Source organism: Saccharopolyspora sp. NPDC045839 (assembly GCF_056431645.1).
The window spans coordinates 236,697-254,529 of record NZ_JBWKKH010000003.1 but is presented as its reverse complement, the minus strand read 5'-3'; the positions used below and the strand labels follow the sequence as shown (position 1 = coordinate 254,529).

Below are 17,833 nucleotides of genomic sequence, written 5' to 3'. Positions count from 1 at the left end.
GCTGACCGCGGGGATGGATCGCATCGACCGCCTTGCCCCAGTTCCGGTCGACAACACGTCAGGCCGCGCCGGCACCGTCGCGAGCCCGTAGTAGGGAGTCCTTGATGCAGCAGAGCAGGACCGGAAGCGCAGACGCCGGACTGCACACGAGATGGAACGGGCGGCTCATCGGCCTGGTGGTCATCCTGGCCATGGTGAACTTCGTGGTCGACTCGGCCATCACCGCGCCGCTGCTCGTCCTCCCGGAGATGCTCGACCACTTTGGTACCGATCAGGCGGCGTGGCTCAACGCCACCGCGATGCTGGCGGGAGTGATGTGGGCACCCCTGCTCGGAAAGAGTGCCGACATCTACGGCAAGCGCAGGGTGCTCGTGCTGACGTTGCTCCTCAGCTGCGCGGGCGCCCTCTTGTGCGCCGTCGCCCCCAGCATCTGGGTGTTCGTGCCAGGACGCATGCTGCAGGGAGCGGCTCTGGCCGCCATGTTCCTCTCCGTCGCAATCGTTCGAGGTGCCTGCGCACCCCGCATCGCGATGATCATCGTGGGCATCGTGACCTCCGGGTCCGCGGTGCTCAACATCGCGTCCCGGTTCCTCATCGAGAAACTGGCCGTGGAGTTCGGCTTCCAGATCTTGTTCCTCGTATCGGCCTTCGTCGCGGCCGCGATGGCGATCTGCGTGCGCAACGTCGTCCCCGAATCCCTGATCAAGACACCGGGCAAGATCGACGTCGGCGGTGCCCTCCTGCTCGGCGGAGGTCTCGCCGGGGTGCTCGGCTACGTCAGCCTGGGCTCGGACCTCGGCTGGCTCGCCGTCGGCCCGCTGGCTCTCCTCGTCGGTGGCGTCGCGGCATTGGCCAGGTGGTTCCTGGTCTCGAGTCGAAAGCCCGACCCCCTGATCGACGTCAGGGACCTCGGTGGGCCATTGGTGCTCACGCTCCTCGTGGTCTTCCTCGCAGCCGGTTCGTACCAGAGCATGCTTCAGCTCATCCCGCTCATCGGCGACGTCTCGGCGGATCGGCATCTCGGGTACGGACTGGCCGACCAGGGATCAGTGGCACTGCTGCTCGCGGCGCCGGGACTCGGCGTCACGCTCGGAGGTCCGGTGGCCGGATGGCTTGCCGCACGATTCGGCCCGGCCTCGACGTTGGCCGGGGCAGTCATGCTCGGAACGGTGGCGACCATCGGGATGTTCCTCGGGGCTTCCCGGCTTCCCGCCGCGCTCTGCTTCGCATTCCTGCTGGGCGTCACGGTAGGAGCGCTCGGGACATCCGGCTTCAACATGGCGGGTGGCTTGGCGTCCGCCGAACGGCAGGGCATCGTGTCCAGCCTGGTCATGGTCATGGTCTCGATCGGGTCGGTGGTGCTGAACTTCGTGGGCGCGGCAGTGCTCAAGTCGACCGCCGTGGTCGTCGACGGCGAAACGACGAACTCGGCCACGGGCGTGTTCAGCTACATCGCGATCGCTTCCGGCGCGTTCGCGATCGCCGCGGTGCTGGCCGTCATGCTCGTGCGACGCACACGCCTCAGCGGCAACTCGCCGTCGCCCGACCTCGCGCGGGAAGCGGTGTGACGGATCTCCGAAGAGGTTCCGGCAGTTTCCTCGCGCACGAGGTCATCCGAGTTTGTTTTCGGTTGTCCCACAACGGAATCAGGGGTTGACGTATGGGCATGAGAACTGCATCGAAAGGTACGGTCCTGGTTTCCGGCGCGAGCATCGCCGGTCCCGCCGTGGCGTTCTGGCTGCACCGGTATGGATTTGCGGTGACGGTGGTGGAGAAGTCCACCGGACTGCGGGGCGGTGGGTACCCGATCGACGTGCGTGGCACCGCGGTGGAGGTGGCTCGCCGGATGGGAATCCTGCCGCGGCTCCAGGAAGCGCATATCGAGTCGCGCCAGCTGACCTTCCTCGATGCCGACGGCAGTGCGGCGGCGGTGGTTCATCCGCAGGCGGTGGCCGGCGGGGTCGAGGGACGTGACGTCGAGGTGCCTCGCGGGGCTTTGACGGAAGTCCTGTACGGGGCCGTCCGTGACGAGGTGGAGTTCGTGTTCGACGACTCCATCGATGCGCTCACGGAACACGAGCACGGTGTCGACGTCACCTTCCGCAGCGGCGTCCAGCGCGGCTTCGACCTGGTCTTGGGTGCGGACGGGCTGCACTCGCGCACCCGGGAGCTCGTATTCGGCCCCGAGCAGCGGTACCACCGCTATCTGGGGTACTGCTTCGCCTTGTTCACCATGCCCAACACCTTCGAACTCTCCCATGAAGTACTCGTCTGGAACGCTCCCGGAAGGGCCGCGGCGCTCTACGCGGTCAGAGACAGCAGCGAGCTACACGCATTCCTCAACTTCGCTCACCCCGAACCACCGTACGAGGTCCTCCGCGACCCGGAGGCACAACGCGACCTCGTCGCCACCACCTTCGCCAACGACGGATGGGAAATCCCGGCCATGGTCGCCGCCATGCGCCACGCGAACGATCCGTTCTTCGACACCGTGAGCCAAGTCCGCATGCCGTGCTGGTCCAGCGGCCGGGTCGCGCTCGTCGGCGATGCCGCCTACGCCCCGTCGTTCCTGACCGGGCAAGGGTCCAGCCTCGCCCTCGTCGGCGCCTACATGCTCGCCGGCTCGCTGGCCGCCCATCGCGACCACACAGCGGCCTTCGCCGCCTACGAGCGCGACATCCGCGGATTCGTCGAACTGAACCAGGCACAGGTCGGTGAAGGCGGCGCAGCGCTCTTCCCCGCCACCGCCGAAGCCCTTGAAAAACGCAACAGCAGACTTCGCGACCTCACCGCCTCGCCACCAGAAACCGGGCGCCCAGCCCACACAGCCCTCGCATTGCCCGAACACAGTCCCCGTCGATGGATCAACGTTGCAGGGGCGGCGCAGACATAGGTTGGAATCACCTGTGGGACAAGGACTTTCAGCTCTGGATCAGGTCTGCGCAGCGTTCGCCGATCATGATCGAGGGGGCGTTGGTGTTGCCGCCGATGATGGACGGCATCACCGAGGCGTCCGCGACTCGGAGGCCGTCGATGCCGAGGACCTTGAGGTCCGGCCCGACCACTGCTCGTTCGTCCGCGCCCATTCGGCAGGTTCCCACCGGGTGGTAGACGCTGTGCACGTAGTCCGGGAGGATCCGGCGCAGTTCCTTCTCGTCCGAGTACTGCCGGCCCGGTCCGATCTCGCCCTGGTTGTCGCCGACGCCGTCCATCACCTCTCGCACCATCTTGATGCCTTCGAGAAGCACGTCGCTGTCCTTGCCGGCCTTCAGATACGCGGGGTCGATCAGCGGCGCGGCGAGCGGGTCCGTGCTGGACAGGCGAACGGTGCCGCGGCTTTCGGGGTAGATCAACGTCGGGAAGACGCTCTGCCCGGGCTTCGTCGAAGGCGGTCGCACCGCCTTGTCGGAGTCCTGGTTCGGAATCGGGTAGACCCAGTACAGGCTCAACAGCTGGAGGTTCGGGACCGAACCGGCGTGCGACGTGCGCACGAAGCCGGTCGCTTCGAACTGCGAGCCGCCGGCCCAGCCCGAGCCGGGGCGGAACCACTCCCGGGCGAGGCCGCGCGCGAAGTACGACGGGGTCGGCCTGCGCAGGGCCGAGTCCATCCGGAACGACACCGGCACGAAGAGGTGATCGTGGAGGTTGTCCCCGACCGGCAGGTCCGCCCGCACCTCGATGCCGTGCCCGCGCAGGTGGTCCGCCGGGCCGATGCCGGACAGCATGAGGAGCTGAGGGGAGCCGAACGCGCCAGCGGACAGGATGACCTCGCGACCCGCCCTGATGACACGTCGGCTGCCGTTCTTGCCGATGACCTCCACCCCGGTAGCGCGTGAGCTGTTCAGCACCACCTTGGAAACGGTCGCATTGGTGACGATGGTGAGATCGTCCACCGAATCGTTGTGGAGGTATCCCTTCGACGAGGAGTACCGCACACCAGGATCGGCGCTGAGCTGGACGGCCGCGATGCCCTCCTGGCCTTCCGCGTTGTAGTCGTCGAGCATCGGCACGTCGAGGCGGCTCGTCGCCGCGTCCATGAAGCCCTGCGCGGCCTCGGTCAGGCCGTCCTGCTTCCGGACGCGGATCGGACCGCCCGCCCCCCGGAAGTCGTTCGCGCCGCCCTCCCAGCGCTCCAGGCGCTTGAACGACGGCAGGACGTCGTCGTACGACCAGCCCTTGCAGCCGTCGCCCGCCCAATCGTCGTAGTTCTCGCGGTTGCCCCGGACGAAGAGCATGCCGTTGACCGAGCTGGATCCGCCGAGCACCTTGCCGCGGGTCTGGGGAATCTTGCGGTTGGCCGCATGTTCCTGGGGGACCGACTTGTAGCCCCAGTCGAAGAACTTCTTCAGCTGCGGCGTGGAGTGCACCACCGCGATGGCACCCGGGATGCTCAACAGGCTCTTCAGCGGCCCTCGGTCGTCCCGGGCCCCGGCTTCGACCAGGATGACGCTGGATCCCCGCTCGGCGAGTCGTCGCGCCACGGCACATCCGGCGCTGCCCGCGCCCACAACGACGTAATCAGCCTCAGACATCCCGACGCCTTTCACCGCAAGCAGACCTTGTTCGGACGAGTGGCAGTTCAAGCGTCGGTTAGATTAGAACACGTTCTATATTCTTGTCCATACTCGCATCGCCGGATCCGCACCTGGCAGCACTGGCAACGCGCTGAGTCCGATCGCGTCGATGTGCCTCCTGTGGAACAGGTTCTGTACTCTGGTTCGCGGCGCCGCAAGGCGCGGGCGACCTGCGAAGACCCGCCGCGTGACCGGCATATCGGATTCCATTGTGGACTCATCGCGCGACGCGCTCGGTGGCGCGCTGGCGGTGGCGGGCGAACTGCCGGCGGAGCAGACGGTGGCGAGTCTCCGGCGTACGTTTTCACCTGCGGCGTCCATGTGACGAGCGTGGTCGGCGCGGATGGGCCGGCCGGCCTTGGGCTGGACGGGCTCCACGGGCAGGCGTCTCGTTGGCGGACCAGCAGCTGGAGGTCATCACCCAGGAACGTGATCCGCAGAATTACGGAGAGTCATTACCCCTGGCGCGCAGGTCGTTGCGCTGTGCGATCTTGCTGCTCTCGTGATACGCAGCGTGCCATGCCTAAGGAGATCGACTGCGGAACATTGCCGCTGACGGCTGCCCAGAGGGGGGTGTGGTTCGCCCAGGAATTCGATCCGGCCAACCCCATTTACCGGGCCGCGGAAGCGGTGGAGATCGACGGCCCGGTGGATGTCGCGCTGCTTGAGGTCGCGTTGCGCCAGGCCGTTGACGAGACGGAAGCGGTGCGGGCCCGATTCGGTGGCGACGACCGCGGGCGAGTCTGGCAGGCGATCGAACCGTTGCCGGACTGGACGCTGCCGGTGGTGGATCTGCGCGGGGCCGCCGATCCGGCTGCGGCCGCCGAGGAGTGGATGTGGGCCGATCTCGGCAGGCCGGCGGACCTCCGCCGCTCGCCGCTGTTCTCGTTCGCCTTGCTGCGGACCGGGCAGCAGCGGTTCACCATCTACCTCGGACTGCACCACATCATCTTGGACGGCTACGGCTTCGCGATGTTCATCCAGCGGGTCGCGGAACTCTACACGGCGGCCGAGGAGAAGCACCCGGCTCCGCCGTGCCCGTTCGGCTCACTGGCGCAGATCCTGGCCGATGAGGCCGAATACGAGGCATCCGAGCGCTTCGCCCGCGATCAGCAGTACTGGGCGGAACAACTGGCCGACTGGCCTGCGGCGCGCCGGGCGCTTCGGCCGTCGTCGATCGTGCCGCACACCTTCCTCCGGGAGACCGGTCATGTCACCCCGGCGGACACCGAGGGCCTGCGGGCGCTGGCGCGGCAGGCGCGCACGAGCCTGCCGTCGGTCGCGATGTCCGCGCTGGCGCTGTACGTGCATCGGCTGGCGGGCGACGACGAGGTCACGCTGGACCTGACCGTGAACGGCCGGGCGGGCAGCGTCGCGCGCAGCGTGCCGTCGATGGTGGCCGGCGTGCTTCCGCTGCGCACCCGGATGACGCCGTCGACCACATTGGCGGAGCTGGTGCGCACCACCGCGAACAGTGCGAAGGGCCTGCTGCGCCACCAGCGCTACTCCTCGACGCACCTGGTGCGCGACCTGGGGATCGGTCATCACCGCGGGGGGTACCTCGGTGACTGGGGCATCAACATCATGACCCACGACGCGCAGCTCCGGTTCGGCCGCCATCCCGCGGTGCTGCGCAACTTGTCGAACGGTCCGGTGACCGGCCTTGGCGTCAACGTCTACGACAGGCCCGCCGATGGATCACTGCGGATCGACTTCAACTCGGATCCGGCCAAGTACGACGCCGCGACCACGGCCGCGCACCACCGCCGTTTCCTCGCGCTGCTGCACGCGCTGGCGACCGCTGATCCCGGGCAGCAGGTGGGCGCGATCGACATGCTGTCCGCGGATGAGCGCGAACTGGTTCTGAACACGTGGAACGACACTCGGCAGGAGACGCCGGCCACGACGTTGCCGGAACTGTTCGAGGCCCAAGTTCGTGCGGCGCCCGATGCCACCGCGCTGGTCTGCGGCTCGACGACGTTGTCCGCCGCCGAACTCAACACCCGCGCCAATCGCCTGGCGCACCTGCTGATCGCACGTGGCGCGGGTCCGGAGACGCGCATCGCGCTGGTGTTGCCGCGCACTGCCGACTACATGGTCGCGGCGCTGGCGGTGCTCAAGGCCGGCGCGGCGTGTGTGCCGCTCGATCCGAGCCATCCACCCGCCCGCATCCGGACGCTGCTCTCGGACACCCGGCCGCTCCACGTGCTCACCACCGCGACGATCAGCGCGACTCTTCCGTCCGGACACCCGCTTCTGCTGCTCGACGACATCGGCATCGACCGGCAGCCCGGCACCGATCCGATCGGCACCCACCGGCCGGACCACGCGGCGTACGTCAGCTTCACCTCGGGCTCGACCGGCAGGCCGAAGGGAGTGGTCGTCGAGCACCGCCACCTCGCCAACCTCTTCCACGACCACCAGCGCGAACTGATCGCCCCAGTGGGGAAACGACTGCGTGCGGCGTTGACCGCGTCGTTCTCGTTCGACACCGCCTGGGAGGGTTTGCTGTTCCTGGCCGCGGGCCAGGAAGTCCACCTGGTCGATGACGCGGTGCGCCTCGACCCGGCCGCGCTCGTGCGCTACTTCTCCCAGCACCGGATCGACTTCGCCGACCTCACCCCGTCGTTCCTTCGTCTCCTGCTGGCGGAGGGCCTGTTGTCCGGACCGGAGAAGTTCCCCTGGCTGCTGATGGTCGGCGGCGAAGCGATCGATCCCGCGCTGTGGTCGACGCTGCGCGACTGCCCCGGTGTCGAGGCGTGGAACTACTACGGGCCGACGGAGTCCACAGTGGATGCCGTGTACTGCCGCATCGAGGGCGACCGGCCGGTCATCGGCCGTCCGGGGCACAACGTCCGGGCGTACGTCCTCGACCGCGTGATGCGACCCCAGCCGCCACTCGTGCCCGGCGAGCTGTACCTGGCTGGTGACCAGGTCGCCCGCGAATACCTCAACCAGGAGGAGCTGACCGCGCAGAGCTTCCTGCCCGATCCTTTCGGGCCGCCCGGCGCGCGCATGTACCGGACCGGCGACGTGGCCCGGTGGACGGAGAACGGCATGCTGGAGTACCTCGGCCGCACCGACGAGCAGGTCAAGGTCCGAGGCGTCCGCATCGAGCCGCGCGAGATCGAGGCGGTGCTCACCGCGCATCCACGAGTCGCCGAGGCGGTGGTGACGACGACAACGTCCGCCGAGCCCGAGCTGGTCGCTTACGTGGTACCGGGTTCAGGCCCGGTCGACGCGGCGGAACTCCGGTCGTGGACGGCGAAACGACTGCCCACCTCGATGGTGCCCGCATCGTTCGTCCTGCTCGACGAGCTGCCCCTGACGGTGCACGGCAAGCTCGACCATTCCGCCCTGCCCGCCGTCGAGATCCGCCCCGGTCGTGCCGCCCGCACCCCCCGGGAAGAACAGCTGTGCGCCCTGTTCGCCGAGGTGCTCGGCGTCGGGGAGGTCACCATCGACGACGATTTCTTCGAACTGGGCGGGCAATCGCTGCTCGCCGCCGAACTCGTCTCCCGTCTCCGAGCCGACCTGGGACCCGAGGTGTCCCTCGGCGTCGTGTACGAGGCTCCGACCGTGGCCGACCTGGTGCGTCTGCTGGAGCACGAAACGTCGTCGAACGCGTTCGAGGCGCTGCTTCCGTTGCGTGCCAACGGTTCTCGACCGCCGCTGTTCTGCGTGCACCCGGTGGGTGGTCTGAGCTGGTGCTACGCCGGCCTGCCGCGGCACCTGCCCGAGGACGTTCCGGTCTACGGCCTGCAGCCCGGCGGACTGACCCGGCCTGACGAGCTGCCCTCGTCGTTCGGCGAGATGATCGACGGCTACGCGAGCCAGATCCGCTCGGTGCAACCGACCGGGCCGTACCATCTGCTGGGCTGGTCGCTCGGCGGCGCATTGGCGCACGCGATCGCCGCCCGCCTGCAGTCCGACGGCGAGCGCGTGGCGTTGCTCGCCCTGCTCGACGCACGGCCGGTCGACCCGCACGAACGGCGATCCGCGCCCAAGCGCGAGGACGTCCTGTCGTTGTTGCTCGAGGCGGCGGGCCTGCCGCCTGACGCCGAGGCGCACCTCGCGTTGGGGGAGGAGCATCTGACGGCGCTCACGACCGTGCTCGTCCACGCCGCCGCGCTGCTGCCGACCTACACCGAGTCCGTCTTCGACGGGGATCTGCTGTACTTCCGCGCGACCCGGGCCGACCAGGTCACCGACGGTGGCGCGTGGCGGTCGCGGATCACGGGTGAGGTGATCTCCCACGACATCGATTGCACCCACCACACCATCACGCAGCCGGAACCGATGGCCGTCATCGGCAGGCTGATCGCAGACCGCCTGCAGTGGGAGTCAGCGGCAGCTACCACGTCACCGTAGCGGGGCCGCGAGACTCATGGGGTGATCGACGAGACGTTCTCTCCGGTGCGAGGAATTGATCGACTCGGCCTGGTCCAAGACATGTTGGGCTGATGCCACCGACTCCTCGGGCTCCTGCTGGGCGAGCTTGCTCAGCAGGAGGTCGTCGAACAGTCGGCTTCCGCAAGTGGCGCCGCTGCCGCTTCGCCGCGGCAACTGCATGGGCCTGTGCATGCCGAGCGTGTGTCGCTACAAGCCCCCGCCTAGAGTCCCGGAGCGGGAGCTGGGTGTGGTCCAGTCGACGGGCTCATTCCTGTGAGCCGAACAGCTTCGTGCCCGGCACGCGGGTGCTGATGGTGGACGGGGCGACGAAGCCGATCGAAGAGGTCCCTGAGGGTGAGGAGGTTCTGGCCACCGACCCGGTGACGGGAGAGACGACGTCTCGTCGTGTGGTGGCCACGATCACTGGTGAAGGCCAGAAGGATCTGGTCGAGATCACGGTCGACACGGACGGCCAGGCCGGCGACGAGACCGGTGTCCAGGTGGCTACCGAAGGCATCCGTTCTGGGCTCCGGACCAGCACCGTTGGGTCAAGGCCGGCGAGCTGGTCGTCGGCGGCCAGCTGCAAGGCCCTGACGGCACCCAACTGCAGGTCGTGTCCACCAAAACCTGGACCGCACTGCAGAAGGTCCACAACCTCACCATCGACGGCACCCACACCTATTTCGTGCTGGCAGCTGGGACTCCGGTTCTTGTTCATAATTCGGGTCCTTGTGTTGCTGCGCCGACAACCTCTGGTGAGGCTGCGCAGATGCTCAGGAACCTGCCCAGGTGGGGGGTCTGGACATAAGAGTGATCCACTGCACCGGGCTGCTGACTTCGCTGTCGATGATGTCGCGGAACACGGGACGGTGTTCCCGAAGGACCTGGCGTGAGAAGAAGCTGCGAATTATTCGTGAATTCAGTGTATTATCGATCGAAATCAGAATGTTAATGTAGTGTAGCTGACTGGGGAAACATGTGAAAAAAGGGGGGGCGAAACGGTGTTCGCAAGGGAACTTCGTCGGCTGTAACAAGCTGGCTATACGTGGAGTGGGAACGATTCCACCGGGTTGATGAGTGTTGGGTTTAGGTGTTGTCCCGTGGAGGGTCGATGAGACTTACGTCGAGGGTGAAGAGCAAGATTGTTGTCGACTTTGGCGAAGAGGCGCCTGAAGTGATTTCTCTGGTGGAAGATGTAGTGGGTTCGTTGGTTGAGAAGAAGGTCGGCGAGGGAGTGAATTTGGTTGCTGAACAAGAGGCCGGTGAAAGACTTGCGGCTGCTGTAGTGATAGTTGCGCGAGGGGATGCAAGCGAGCTGCTCGATGCTTTGCGCCTCTTGGAGGTGGATTTCCGGGATCTTCTTGTTGCGGCTGGATTGGGGAAGGAGGACTGGCGTATTCGGATAGACTCGATTTTTGGGGAAAGTCTTTAACATGTGTCTAGTTTGATGTATTTCCGGTGTAGCGGAGGCGGCGGCGAGGAACCTGCAGAACAGGGTGCCGTAGCGCTCGTAGCGGATGGTGAGTCACCGGTCGGTGGTGGCGGCCTTGCGGGAGCAAGGGGCGCAGTTGCGGTTGCCGGAGGCGGGTGGTCCGGTTGATCTGGAGGATCCGTGTGCTGGGACGACGATCAACTGCTGGAAGTGATCGACCAACGGATCCGCAGCCTCGACGCGGTCACCGCCACTGAGAGCTTCGTCCACCTCAAGCTGCGCAAGTAGACCTGCGCCTGGGGCGTCCGGTGATCGGCTCAGCCGCTCCACGCGTGTTCGAGTCACCGAGCACGCGTGGAGCGAGGTACCGCCGGTGGTGATCCGGCAGGTCAGGGTGTCGTGGTGAGCGGCGCGTAGGCGTCGGGGCGCCGCGTGGTCAGGAACGGGAAGAGCTTCAACCAGTCGCGGCGGGCGTCGAGGTCGAGGTCGGCGACCAGCACGGCGGGTTCATCGCGCGGGGCTTGGACGAGGATGCGTCCGTACGGGTCGACGATGAACGTGCTGCCGTAGAAGGTCAGGCCGTGCTCCGCGCCGATCCGGTTGGGCACGACCATGAACGTGCCGTTCGCATTCCCGGTGATCACCTGCTGCCAGATCGGCTGGGTGTCGAATCCGGGGTGCCCGGACTCGGAACCGATGGCGGTCGGGTGGACGAGGACATCGGCGCCGGCCAGCGCGTAGGCGCGAGCCAGCTCGGGGAACCACTGGTCCCAGCAGGTCGGCAGACCGAAGTTGGCGCCCTCGACCCCGACCACGGGGAACGCGTCATCGCCCGGCGGGCCAGGACGGAACCAGTGGTCCTCGAAGTAGCCCTCGGTCACCGGGATGTGCGTCTTGCGGGTGCGCTGGGCGAGTTTTCCGTCGGGCGCCGCGAGGATCGCCGTGTTGTAGCCCAGGCCGTTGTGCGCGCCATCAGGTGCCACGGCCTCTTCGTACAGCGAGGCGTGCACGTGCAGCCCGAAATCGCGGGCAGCCGCGGCGGCGAACTGGAAGGTCGGGCCGGTCAGGAGGTCTTCGGGAGCGGTGGGAGAGGCGAGCTCGTCCTTGCGCACCACGGCGAAGTACGGGGACAGCGTGAGCTCTTGCAGGCAGACCACGCGGGCCCCCTCCGCGGCGGCCAGGCGGATGCCTTCGCGCAGCGCGGCCGTGTGTTCGGCCGGATCGCGGTGCCAGCGCTGCTGCACCGCGGCCACGCGCAGCGGGGCGCGGTCGGCCGGGCGGGTACGGGCCGGAGACTCGGGTGGGTTGAGCGCGGTGATCAAACGCATCGCAGGGGTCCAATCGGGAAATGGCGGAGTTCGAAGTCAGCCGGCGAACACGACGTCGCCGCCGACCAGCGTCAGGTCGGTGCGGGTCCGGTGCAGCTGCTCGGCGGGCTCGGCGAAGGGGTCCCGGTCCAGGACCGCCAGGTCCGCGAGTGCGCCCGGCCGGATCTCGCCGGCCTGGTCGCAGCCGTTGATCCAGGCCGAGCCCGCCGTGTAGGTCCGCAGGGCGGTTCCGAGGCTCAGCGTCTGCGCCGGGTTGAGCGGGTCCGCCTCGGTGTCACCCGGTGCGCGGCGGTTGACCGCCACGTGGATCGCGGCGAATGGGTCCGGTGTGGACACCGGCCAGTCCGAGCCCATCGCCAGGTGCGCTCCAGCTCGGTGGAGGTCGCCGAACGGGAACTGGTTCTCGGCCCGGGGCGTGCCGTTGCCGAGCAGCGGGAAGCTCACCTCCCGCATCTGGGTGTCCCGGCAAGCCCACAGCGCCTGCAGGTTCGCCGTCACGCCCAGGGCGCCGAAGCGGGCGATGTCGGCGGGGTGGACGACCTGGAGGTGAGCGATGTGGTGGCGGTTGCGCGCTGCCGAGCGCTTGATCGTCCGCACGCTGCGCGCGGTGAACAGCAGGACGAAGATGTCGAGCCAGCACCACGCGCCGAGGAAGCCGGTCAACACCAGCGAGAAGAGGTAGCCGCCACCGGCCTCGCTGCCCAGCCCCGGGAGCGCGAAGTGCCCGGCCGGCACTGCCGCGAGCGTGTGGCCGCTGGACGACAACCAGACGATGAGCCCTGCGAAGAGCAGGAATCCGAGGCCGTAGGCCACGATCCCCTGCACCATGTCGGAGATGACCACGCCCCGCATGTCCATCCGCACCGTCCACATCTGGCGGACGGCCAGCAGGACGATCCCGATCAGGATGGCCTGGGTGGGCGTGACGTGGCCGAACGACAGGTAGGAGAACACCAGGCCGAGCGACTGCATGCCCAGCATGACCCACGGCAACGACGAGACCACCCCGATCGCCGCCGCGACCCGGCGCACCGCGACCGACCGGTACCTGGCGCCAAGCAGGTCCGATTGCGTGCACAGGTCCAGCTGCCTGCCCCACGTGCTCACCCGGTCTGCGAGGAAGAACATGGCCGCCACCGCGAGCAGCGAGTAGAGCATCGAGTAGTACCCGATCACGCCCGCCGAGACGGTCAGCCCGGCGAAAGAGATGAAAACCGTGCCGGGCAGCCAGGTGTTGAGGAACGACATCGTCTGGAACCACGGACCGAAGGAGCGTCCAGCAGTGGCGTAGTCGGAGAACGTTACGTCCGGGCGCCTCGTCAGGTGCAGAACGGTGACCACCACGAGCATGAACAGCGCGACGGCGCCGTAGCCGATCAGCAGGTTCACGACGCCTCCCCGCCAGTGCCCGGTTCGAGGAGCGGGAAGGCGGTGATGGTCAGGACGATGAAGGCACCTCCACCGAGGAAGTAGCCCATCGTCCACACCGGACTCGGATGGTTCCCGATCCACCAGTGCAGGGGCGGGAACAGCGCTATCAGCAGATCGACCAGCAGGAGCGCGTGAAGGAGCCCACGGCGTCCTTTCCGGAGGCCGAGGAGGGCGCGTCAGCATGAGGCGACCTGCTCGGCCCGCACCGCGTCGAGCAGGGTGGCCATGCTGACCTCGAACGCCCGAACTATCCCGGGTCGTCGCCGGATTCGGGATGGCTTTCCGTCTTGTGGGGACTGGTCTGTGTGCCCGCACGCCGGTGTTGGCGCTGACTGGCGGTAGTGATCGAGGTTGATGACCTTGGTGGTACGCCGTCGGGGCGCACGGGTGGATCACTCGAATCAGCATCGTGGTGCTCGGCGCGGTTTCAATCGTGATGATCTCGCACGGAGACGCGCTTGCGCAGCAAGGCGAGGGCGGCAGCGGGGAACAGGAGAACCGACAAGAGACCCGCGCAGATCAGCGCCGCCGCAGTCACCGGCGCCATCAGGCCGAGCGTGACGCCGATCTGCGTTGCGGCAACCAAGAACGGCAGCGACGTCGCCTGCAGTAGCCCGGCCGCGACCGAGGAACGCGTGCCGAGCGAGCGCCGGTAGAGCAGCGCTGGAGCGCCGCGCACGAGCAGCAGCGCGAGCAGGAATAGCGGCACTCGCAGCAACGCGGACGGAGTCGCGATCAATCCTCCGAGGTCGAGCTGCACACCGCTGGCGACGAAGAACACCGGAATCAGGAACCCGTACCCGATCGCCTCCAGCTTCGTCCGGAAATGCGGATGCGTAGCCGAGTCACGATCGACCAAGCCCACGACCGCACCAGCCAGAAACGCGCCCAGGATGCTCTCGAGACCAAATCCCTCGGCGAGCACGACGAAGGCCACGAGCAGCACGACCGCCGCACGAACCCGGATCTCCGCGGTGGTGTCCTGCAACCGCAGGAAAAGATCTCCCAGACGCATTGACCGCCCGGCTAGAGCCACCGCCATCCCAATGGCGGCCACGAAGGCGACGAAGACGATCAGCGACACGAGCCGGCCTCCGGTGCTGCCGCCGGATGTGGAGAAGAGCAGCGACAGCAAGACCACCGCGGCGAAGTCGGCCACGGAGGACGCTGTGATCGTCGTTTGTCCCATCGCCTGGTCCGCACGCCCCGCGTCCTTGAGGATCGGGACGACCAGGCCGAGCGATGTCGCGGACAGCGCCACCGCGATCAGCATCGGGTCACGCACCCAGCCCGCCGCGCCGAACGAGAAGCCCGCCGCCACGCCGATCGCCAAGCTCAGCACGTAGCCGATCAAGGCCACCCGCAGCAGCGGCCCGCGCAGGCGATGGAAGTCGACCTCGAGCCCCGCGAGAAACAGGAGGAACGCCAGCCCCAGCAACGCGACGACCTGCACCGCCTGATCGATGAGCACAAGTCCCAGCACCGATGGCCCCACGATGACCCCGGCCACGATCTCCAGGACCACCGACGGGATCCGCAGCCGCGGTGCCAGCCCGAGCAACAAGGGCGCCAGCAGGGCGATGATCGTCAATATCAGAAGGTTCCCGAAGCTCGGCATCGCTCACCCCGTTCAACCGCTGGTCCACCTCGACCAGGCACCGGGAGACCTCGCTGCCTCCGGGAAACGCAGGCACCGCATGCACGAGCTGGTTCAGACGAGCTTGCTCGTACAAGTGATCTCCACACCCTGCACCCATGCCCCGCCCGGGGCATCTCTGGCGCGATATCGACGTCCGGGCAACAAGCCCCTCGAACGCCCCTGGCTTTTCCATCAGACCACGGCGCACGCCGTGGCGCGCCCGTTGTAGTCGCCCACCGCGTACAGCCACCCGCCGCCGGCGGCGGGTGGCCAGCGGGTTGTTCGGCCAGATGTCGATCTGGGGCCGTCGTCGGCGGCGATCCTGCCTTCGCCTCACATGCGCGCCACGTCCAACCGGCAACCCGGCGCCGTCGCGGGACCTCACCGGCGGCTCTACGGCGACATCGCGGTGAAGTCGTGGGAACCGGGTGGCCGGAACGATGGTCCACGACACCGGGTGCCATGGGCGCCGGCACATGGTCATGTCGTCATTGGGCTGAAGGAGTGATCGGCGGCGGTCGGGGCGAGTGATGAGCCGGGAATGCCCTTCCGCGATGTTTCGAGTGCCTAGAGTCGTGGGCGAGCAGAAGGGGCGCCGCTTTGATCAACGACGCGGAAGATGTGACGACGAGCGAGGACCGGCAGTCTCTCGGCACGGCGATTCTCACCGCCGTTGTGACGGCCGGCGTCCTGCCGTTCGTGCAGGAGATGATGAAGAAGGCCGCCGAAGACTCCTACACCGCGCTGCGGTCGTGGCTGAAACGCAAGTTCCACGACGCCCGCGGTGAGGAGGAGGCACCCGTCGATCCGTCGACCCGGAATCTCTTGGTGGTCAAGGATCCGGACACTCAGCGCTCCCTGATCGTGGAGCCGGGCATGTCAAGCGACGCCATCGTGGCGCTCGGCGAGCTCGATCTCGAGGAGCTGTTCCGGGACGCCGGGAACGGGAAGGTCGCGGTGTACTACGACCGCGCGACCGGCCGTTGGCGTGCCGAGGGCTCGTGATCGTCGGCGTCATGTCGCGCGCGTGCTTCCACTGCGTCGACGTGACCTCCGTGGCGAATCACCGGGATTTGGGCGAGTACCTCGGGAAGATCCGGGGAACCGCGTGCCCGTTGTGCGGAACCGTGGTCGACTGGTTCGAGGTGATGGTCGATACCGAGGACGTGGCGAGGGTGGAACGCGGCCGCGGCGGGACCTGGAACATCGGCGCCCCTCCATCGGCCGGTTTCGGCAAGTTCGTGACCGGGTCGCCGAGGGGCGCGGTGAACCCCGACAGCGTGGTCGGCCGCTTGCTCGGCGAGGTCACGGATGCCAATGCCGCACGACGGCGGGACCAGTGCCGAGCGGTGACCGAGTTCGTGGGAGCCGGCTACGCGCTTTCGGTCGGCGAGGAGGCGTACGAGAGCGGCGACATCGACATGGCAAGGGCCGCGTTCCGGGCCTGTGTCGAATCGAACGACGCGGACAAGGCCTCCGCGGCGGCACTGCGGCTGGGCATGATCGAGCAGGACGGGGGCGACCGCGGGACCGCCATCACGTGGTACCGCAAGGCGGTGCGGTCGTCGGACGTCCCCATCAGGGCGACGGCTCTTCTGTATCTCGGGGTATCGCTCTACGTGACCGGCGATCTCGACGGTGCGCTGTCCGCCTACCGCGACTGCGTGAGCAATGGCGACACTCCCGTGCGCGGCCTGGCGGCGTTCCGGATCGGCGTCGTCCTCGCGGATCAGGGAAGACTTGACGAGGCTCGGACGGCATACGGCTACGCGGTCGACCTCCGTGACCCGATGGGCTCGCCGGAAGCGGCGATCAACCTCGGCGCGATCGCCGAGCAGGACGGTCGGTGGGACCGCGCGCAGGAGTTGTGGGAGTACGCCTTCCAGGCGGGGGAGGGCGAGGCGATCTTCGCCGCCGCGCTCAACCTCGGGCGGGTGTGGGCGCACCGGGGCAAGCGCCGCAAGGCGAGGAAGTTCTACCGGATGGCCGCGGAGTCCCCTGAGCCCGCTGTCGCGCAGCAGGCGCTGGCGAACCTGCGGCGCACATGACACCGATCCAGGCCGAGTACCGGGCGCTTCTGGCCAGGAACGGGCTGACCGAGCGCCTGACTGGTCGCGGTCTGTTCGATGGCATCAGCGCGAGCATCGAACGGACCCTCGCCGCCGGCGGGATTTCGTTGTCCACACCGGTGTACGTCGGGGAGTACCCGCACAACTCGTTCAACGCCAGGGTGTGCACGGTGTCGACAGGCACGCTGATTCTCGTCAACCGCGGGTTGGTGGCGCTGCTGTACGAGGTCACCAAGGTGTGGGGTGCGTCCATCGCCACGTTCACCCGGACCGGCGACGGGGAGATTCGCGTCGACGAGCCGTCGGAGCCGGACGGACGGCGGCAGGCCGAGGCGAACGAGGTGCTCGCCCGAGCCGTAATCGCATACATCTTCCACGGTGACTCGCGGCTCGGCGGGCGCGTGCCGCTGAACCAGGGCCCGAACGGTGCGCTGGCGTTTCTGCTGTGCCAGGCCACAGAACGTTTCGTGGTTGGTCACGAGTACGGACACCTCGTCGCCGGCCACCTGCACGCCGCAGGGTTGCCCGATGGCGTGCCGGCGGGTCTGTGCGACAGTCGAGAGCAGGAGTACGAGGCGGACCAGGTCGCCGCTTTGCTGCAGTTGCTCGGGTTGAAGGAGCAGGACGACCCGTTCAGTGCCGTGGATCCCGACAACACGCTGTGGAAGCACATCGCGGTGGCCGGACCGTTCCTCTTCTTCGCGATCGACCACCTGATCATGCGTGTCCGCAACGAGATCCACGAGATCCCCAGCGGACTGGTCCTCTCCGACCACCCTCCGTCGGACGAGCGCGCCTCCGCGCTGCGACACCTGTTCATGCAAGTAGAGGGACCGAACGTGCTGCAGTTCCCGGAGGCGTGCGTGAGCTGGCTGTCCGGGCAGGAGGAAGCGATCGTCGACACCGCGCGCGAGCTGGTGTGGCGGTCGCCTCACCTCATCGGGCGGAAGACCTAGACGCGCCAAGTC

13 protein-coding genes are annotated in these 17,833 nt (G+C 67.6%); 8 read left to right on the top strand and 5 right to left on the bottom strand.

All coding sequences use genetic code 11. The features are described 5' to 3' along the window. The first annotated feature begins 104 nt into the window (after window positions 1–104). Window positions 105–1,568 (top strand): MFS transporter, encoded by a 1,464-nt coding sequence (locus tag AC07EQ_RS06680; protein ID WP_478386939.1) that lies wholly within the window; start codon window positions 105–107, stop codon window positions 1,566–1,568. A 98-nt stretch (window positions 1,569–1,666) separates the two neighbouring features. Beyond that, window positions 1,667–2,893 carry an FAD-dependent monooxygenase gene (locus AC07EQ_RS06675; RefSeq protein WP_478386938.1) on the top strand — a complete coding sequence of 409 codons (1,227 nt, stop codon included), beginning with the start codon at window positions 1,667–1,669 and terminating at the stop codon, window positions 2,891–2,893. Between the two features lie 28 nt (window positions 2,894–2,921). Here the strand turns inward: AC07EQ_RS06675 and AC07EQ_RS06670 are convergent, their stop codons facing one another. Beyond that, on the bottom strand, window positions 2,922–4,532 hold the full coding sequence (locus AC07EQ_RS06670; RefSeq protein WP_478386937.1) for a GMC family oxidoreductase: 1,611 nt from the start codon (window positions 4,530–4,532) through the stop codon (window positions 2,922–2,924). Between the two features lie 561 nt (window positions 4,533–5,093). Between AC07EQ_RS06670 and AC07EQ_RS06665 the strand changes: the two genes are divergently transcribed. Continuing rightward, window positions 5,094–8,945, top strand: a complete 3,852-nt coding sequence (locus tag AC07EQ_RS06665; RefSeq protein WP_478386936.1) for an amino acid adenylation domain-containing protein — start codon at window positions 5,094–5,096, stop codon at window positions 8,943–8,945. 286 nt (window positions 8,946–9,231) lie between these two features. Here AC07EQ_RS06665 and AC07EQ_RS06660 read toward each other — a convergent pair whose 3' ends face one another. After that, window positions 9,232–9,618 (bottom strand): hypothetical protein, encoded by a 387-nt coding sequence (locus AC07EQ_RS06660; protein ID WP_478386935.1) that lies wholly within the window; start codon window positions 9,616–9,618, stop codon window positions 9,232–9,234. Here AC07EQ_RS06660 and AC07EQ_RS06655 point away from each other — a divergent pair. Further along, window positions 9,529–9,774 (top strand): hypothetical protein, encoded by a 246-nt coding sequence (locus AC07EQ_RS06655; RefSeq protein WP_478387074.1) that lies wholly within the window; start codon window positions 9,529–9,531, stop codon window positions 9,772–9,774. The genes AC07EQ_RS06660 and AC07EQ_RS06655 overlap by 90 nt on opposite strands. 321 nt (window positions 9,775–10,095) lie before the next feature. Next, complete coding sequence (locus tag AC07EQ_RS06650) at window positions 10,096–10,398, top strand: hypothetical protein (protein ID WP_478386934.1); 303 nt, start codon at window positions 10,096–10,098, stop codon at window positions 10,396–10,398. A gap of 389 nt (window positions 10,399–10,787) precedes the next feature. Here the strand turns inward: AC07EQ_RS06650 and AC07EQ_RS06645 are convergent, their stop codons facing one another. The 3 genes from AC07EQ_RS06645 to AC07EQ_RS06635 form a co-directional block, all read right to left on the bottom strand. Next, window positions 10,788–11,726 (bottom strand): nitrilase-related carbon-nitrogen hydrolase, encoded by a 939-nt coding sequence (locus AC07EQ_RS06645; protein ID WP_478386933.1) that lies wholly within the window; start codon window positions 11,724–11,726, stop codon window positions 10,788–10,790. Between the two features lie 36 nt (window positions 11,727–11,762). After that, entirely contained in the window at window positions 11,763–13,115 is a 1,353-nt protein-coding gene (locus AC07EQ_RS06640; protein ID WP_478386932.1) for a sodium:solute symporter family protein, read from the bottom strand. 469 nt (window positions 13,116–13,584) lie between these two features. Then, entirely contained in the window at window positions 13,585–14,748 is a 1,164-nt protein-coding gene (locus AC07EQ_RS06635) for a cation:proton antiporter (RefSeq protein ID WP_478386931.1), read from the bottom strand. A gap of 648 nt (window positions 14,749–15,396) precedes the next feature. Between AC07EQ_RS06635 and AC07EQ_RS06630 the strand changes: the two genes are divergently transcribed. From AC07EQ_RS06630 to AC07EQ_RS06620, 3 genes are read left to right on the top strand one after another with little or no spacing between them, the layout of a single operon-like run. Then, window positions 15,397–15,801, top strand: a complete 405-nt coding sequence (locus tag AC07EQ_RS06630) for a hypothetical protein (RefSeq protein WP_478386930.1) — start codon at window positions 15,397–15,399, stop codon at window positions 15,799–15,801. Between the two features lie 11 nt (window positions 15,802–15,812). Next, entirely contained in the window at window positions 15,813–16,844 is a 1,032-nt protein-coding gene (locus tag AC07EQ_RS06625) for a tetratricopeptide repeat protein (RefSeq protein ID WP_478386929.1), read from the top strand. Beyond that, window positions 16,841–17,821, top strand: coding sequence for a M48 family metalloprotease (locus AC07EQ_RS06620; protein WP_478386928.1), 981 nt, complete (start codon window positions 16,841–16,843; stop codon window positions 17,819–17,821). Before AC07EQ_RS06625 ends, AC07EQ_RS06620 begins: the two co-directional genes overlap by 4 nt. Window positions 17,822–17,833: the final 12 nt, after the last annotated feature.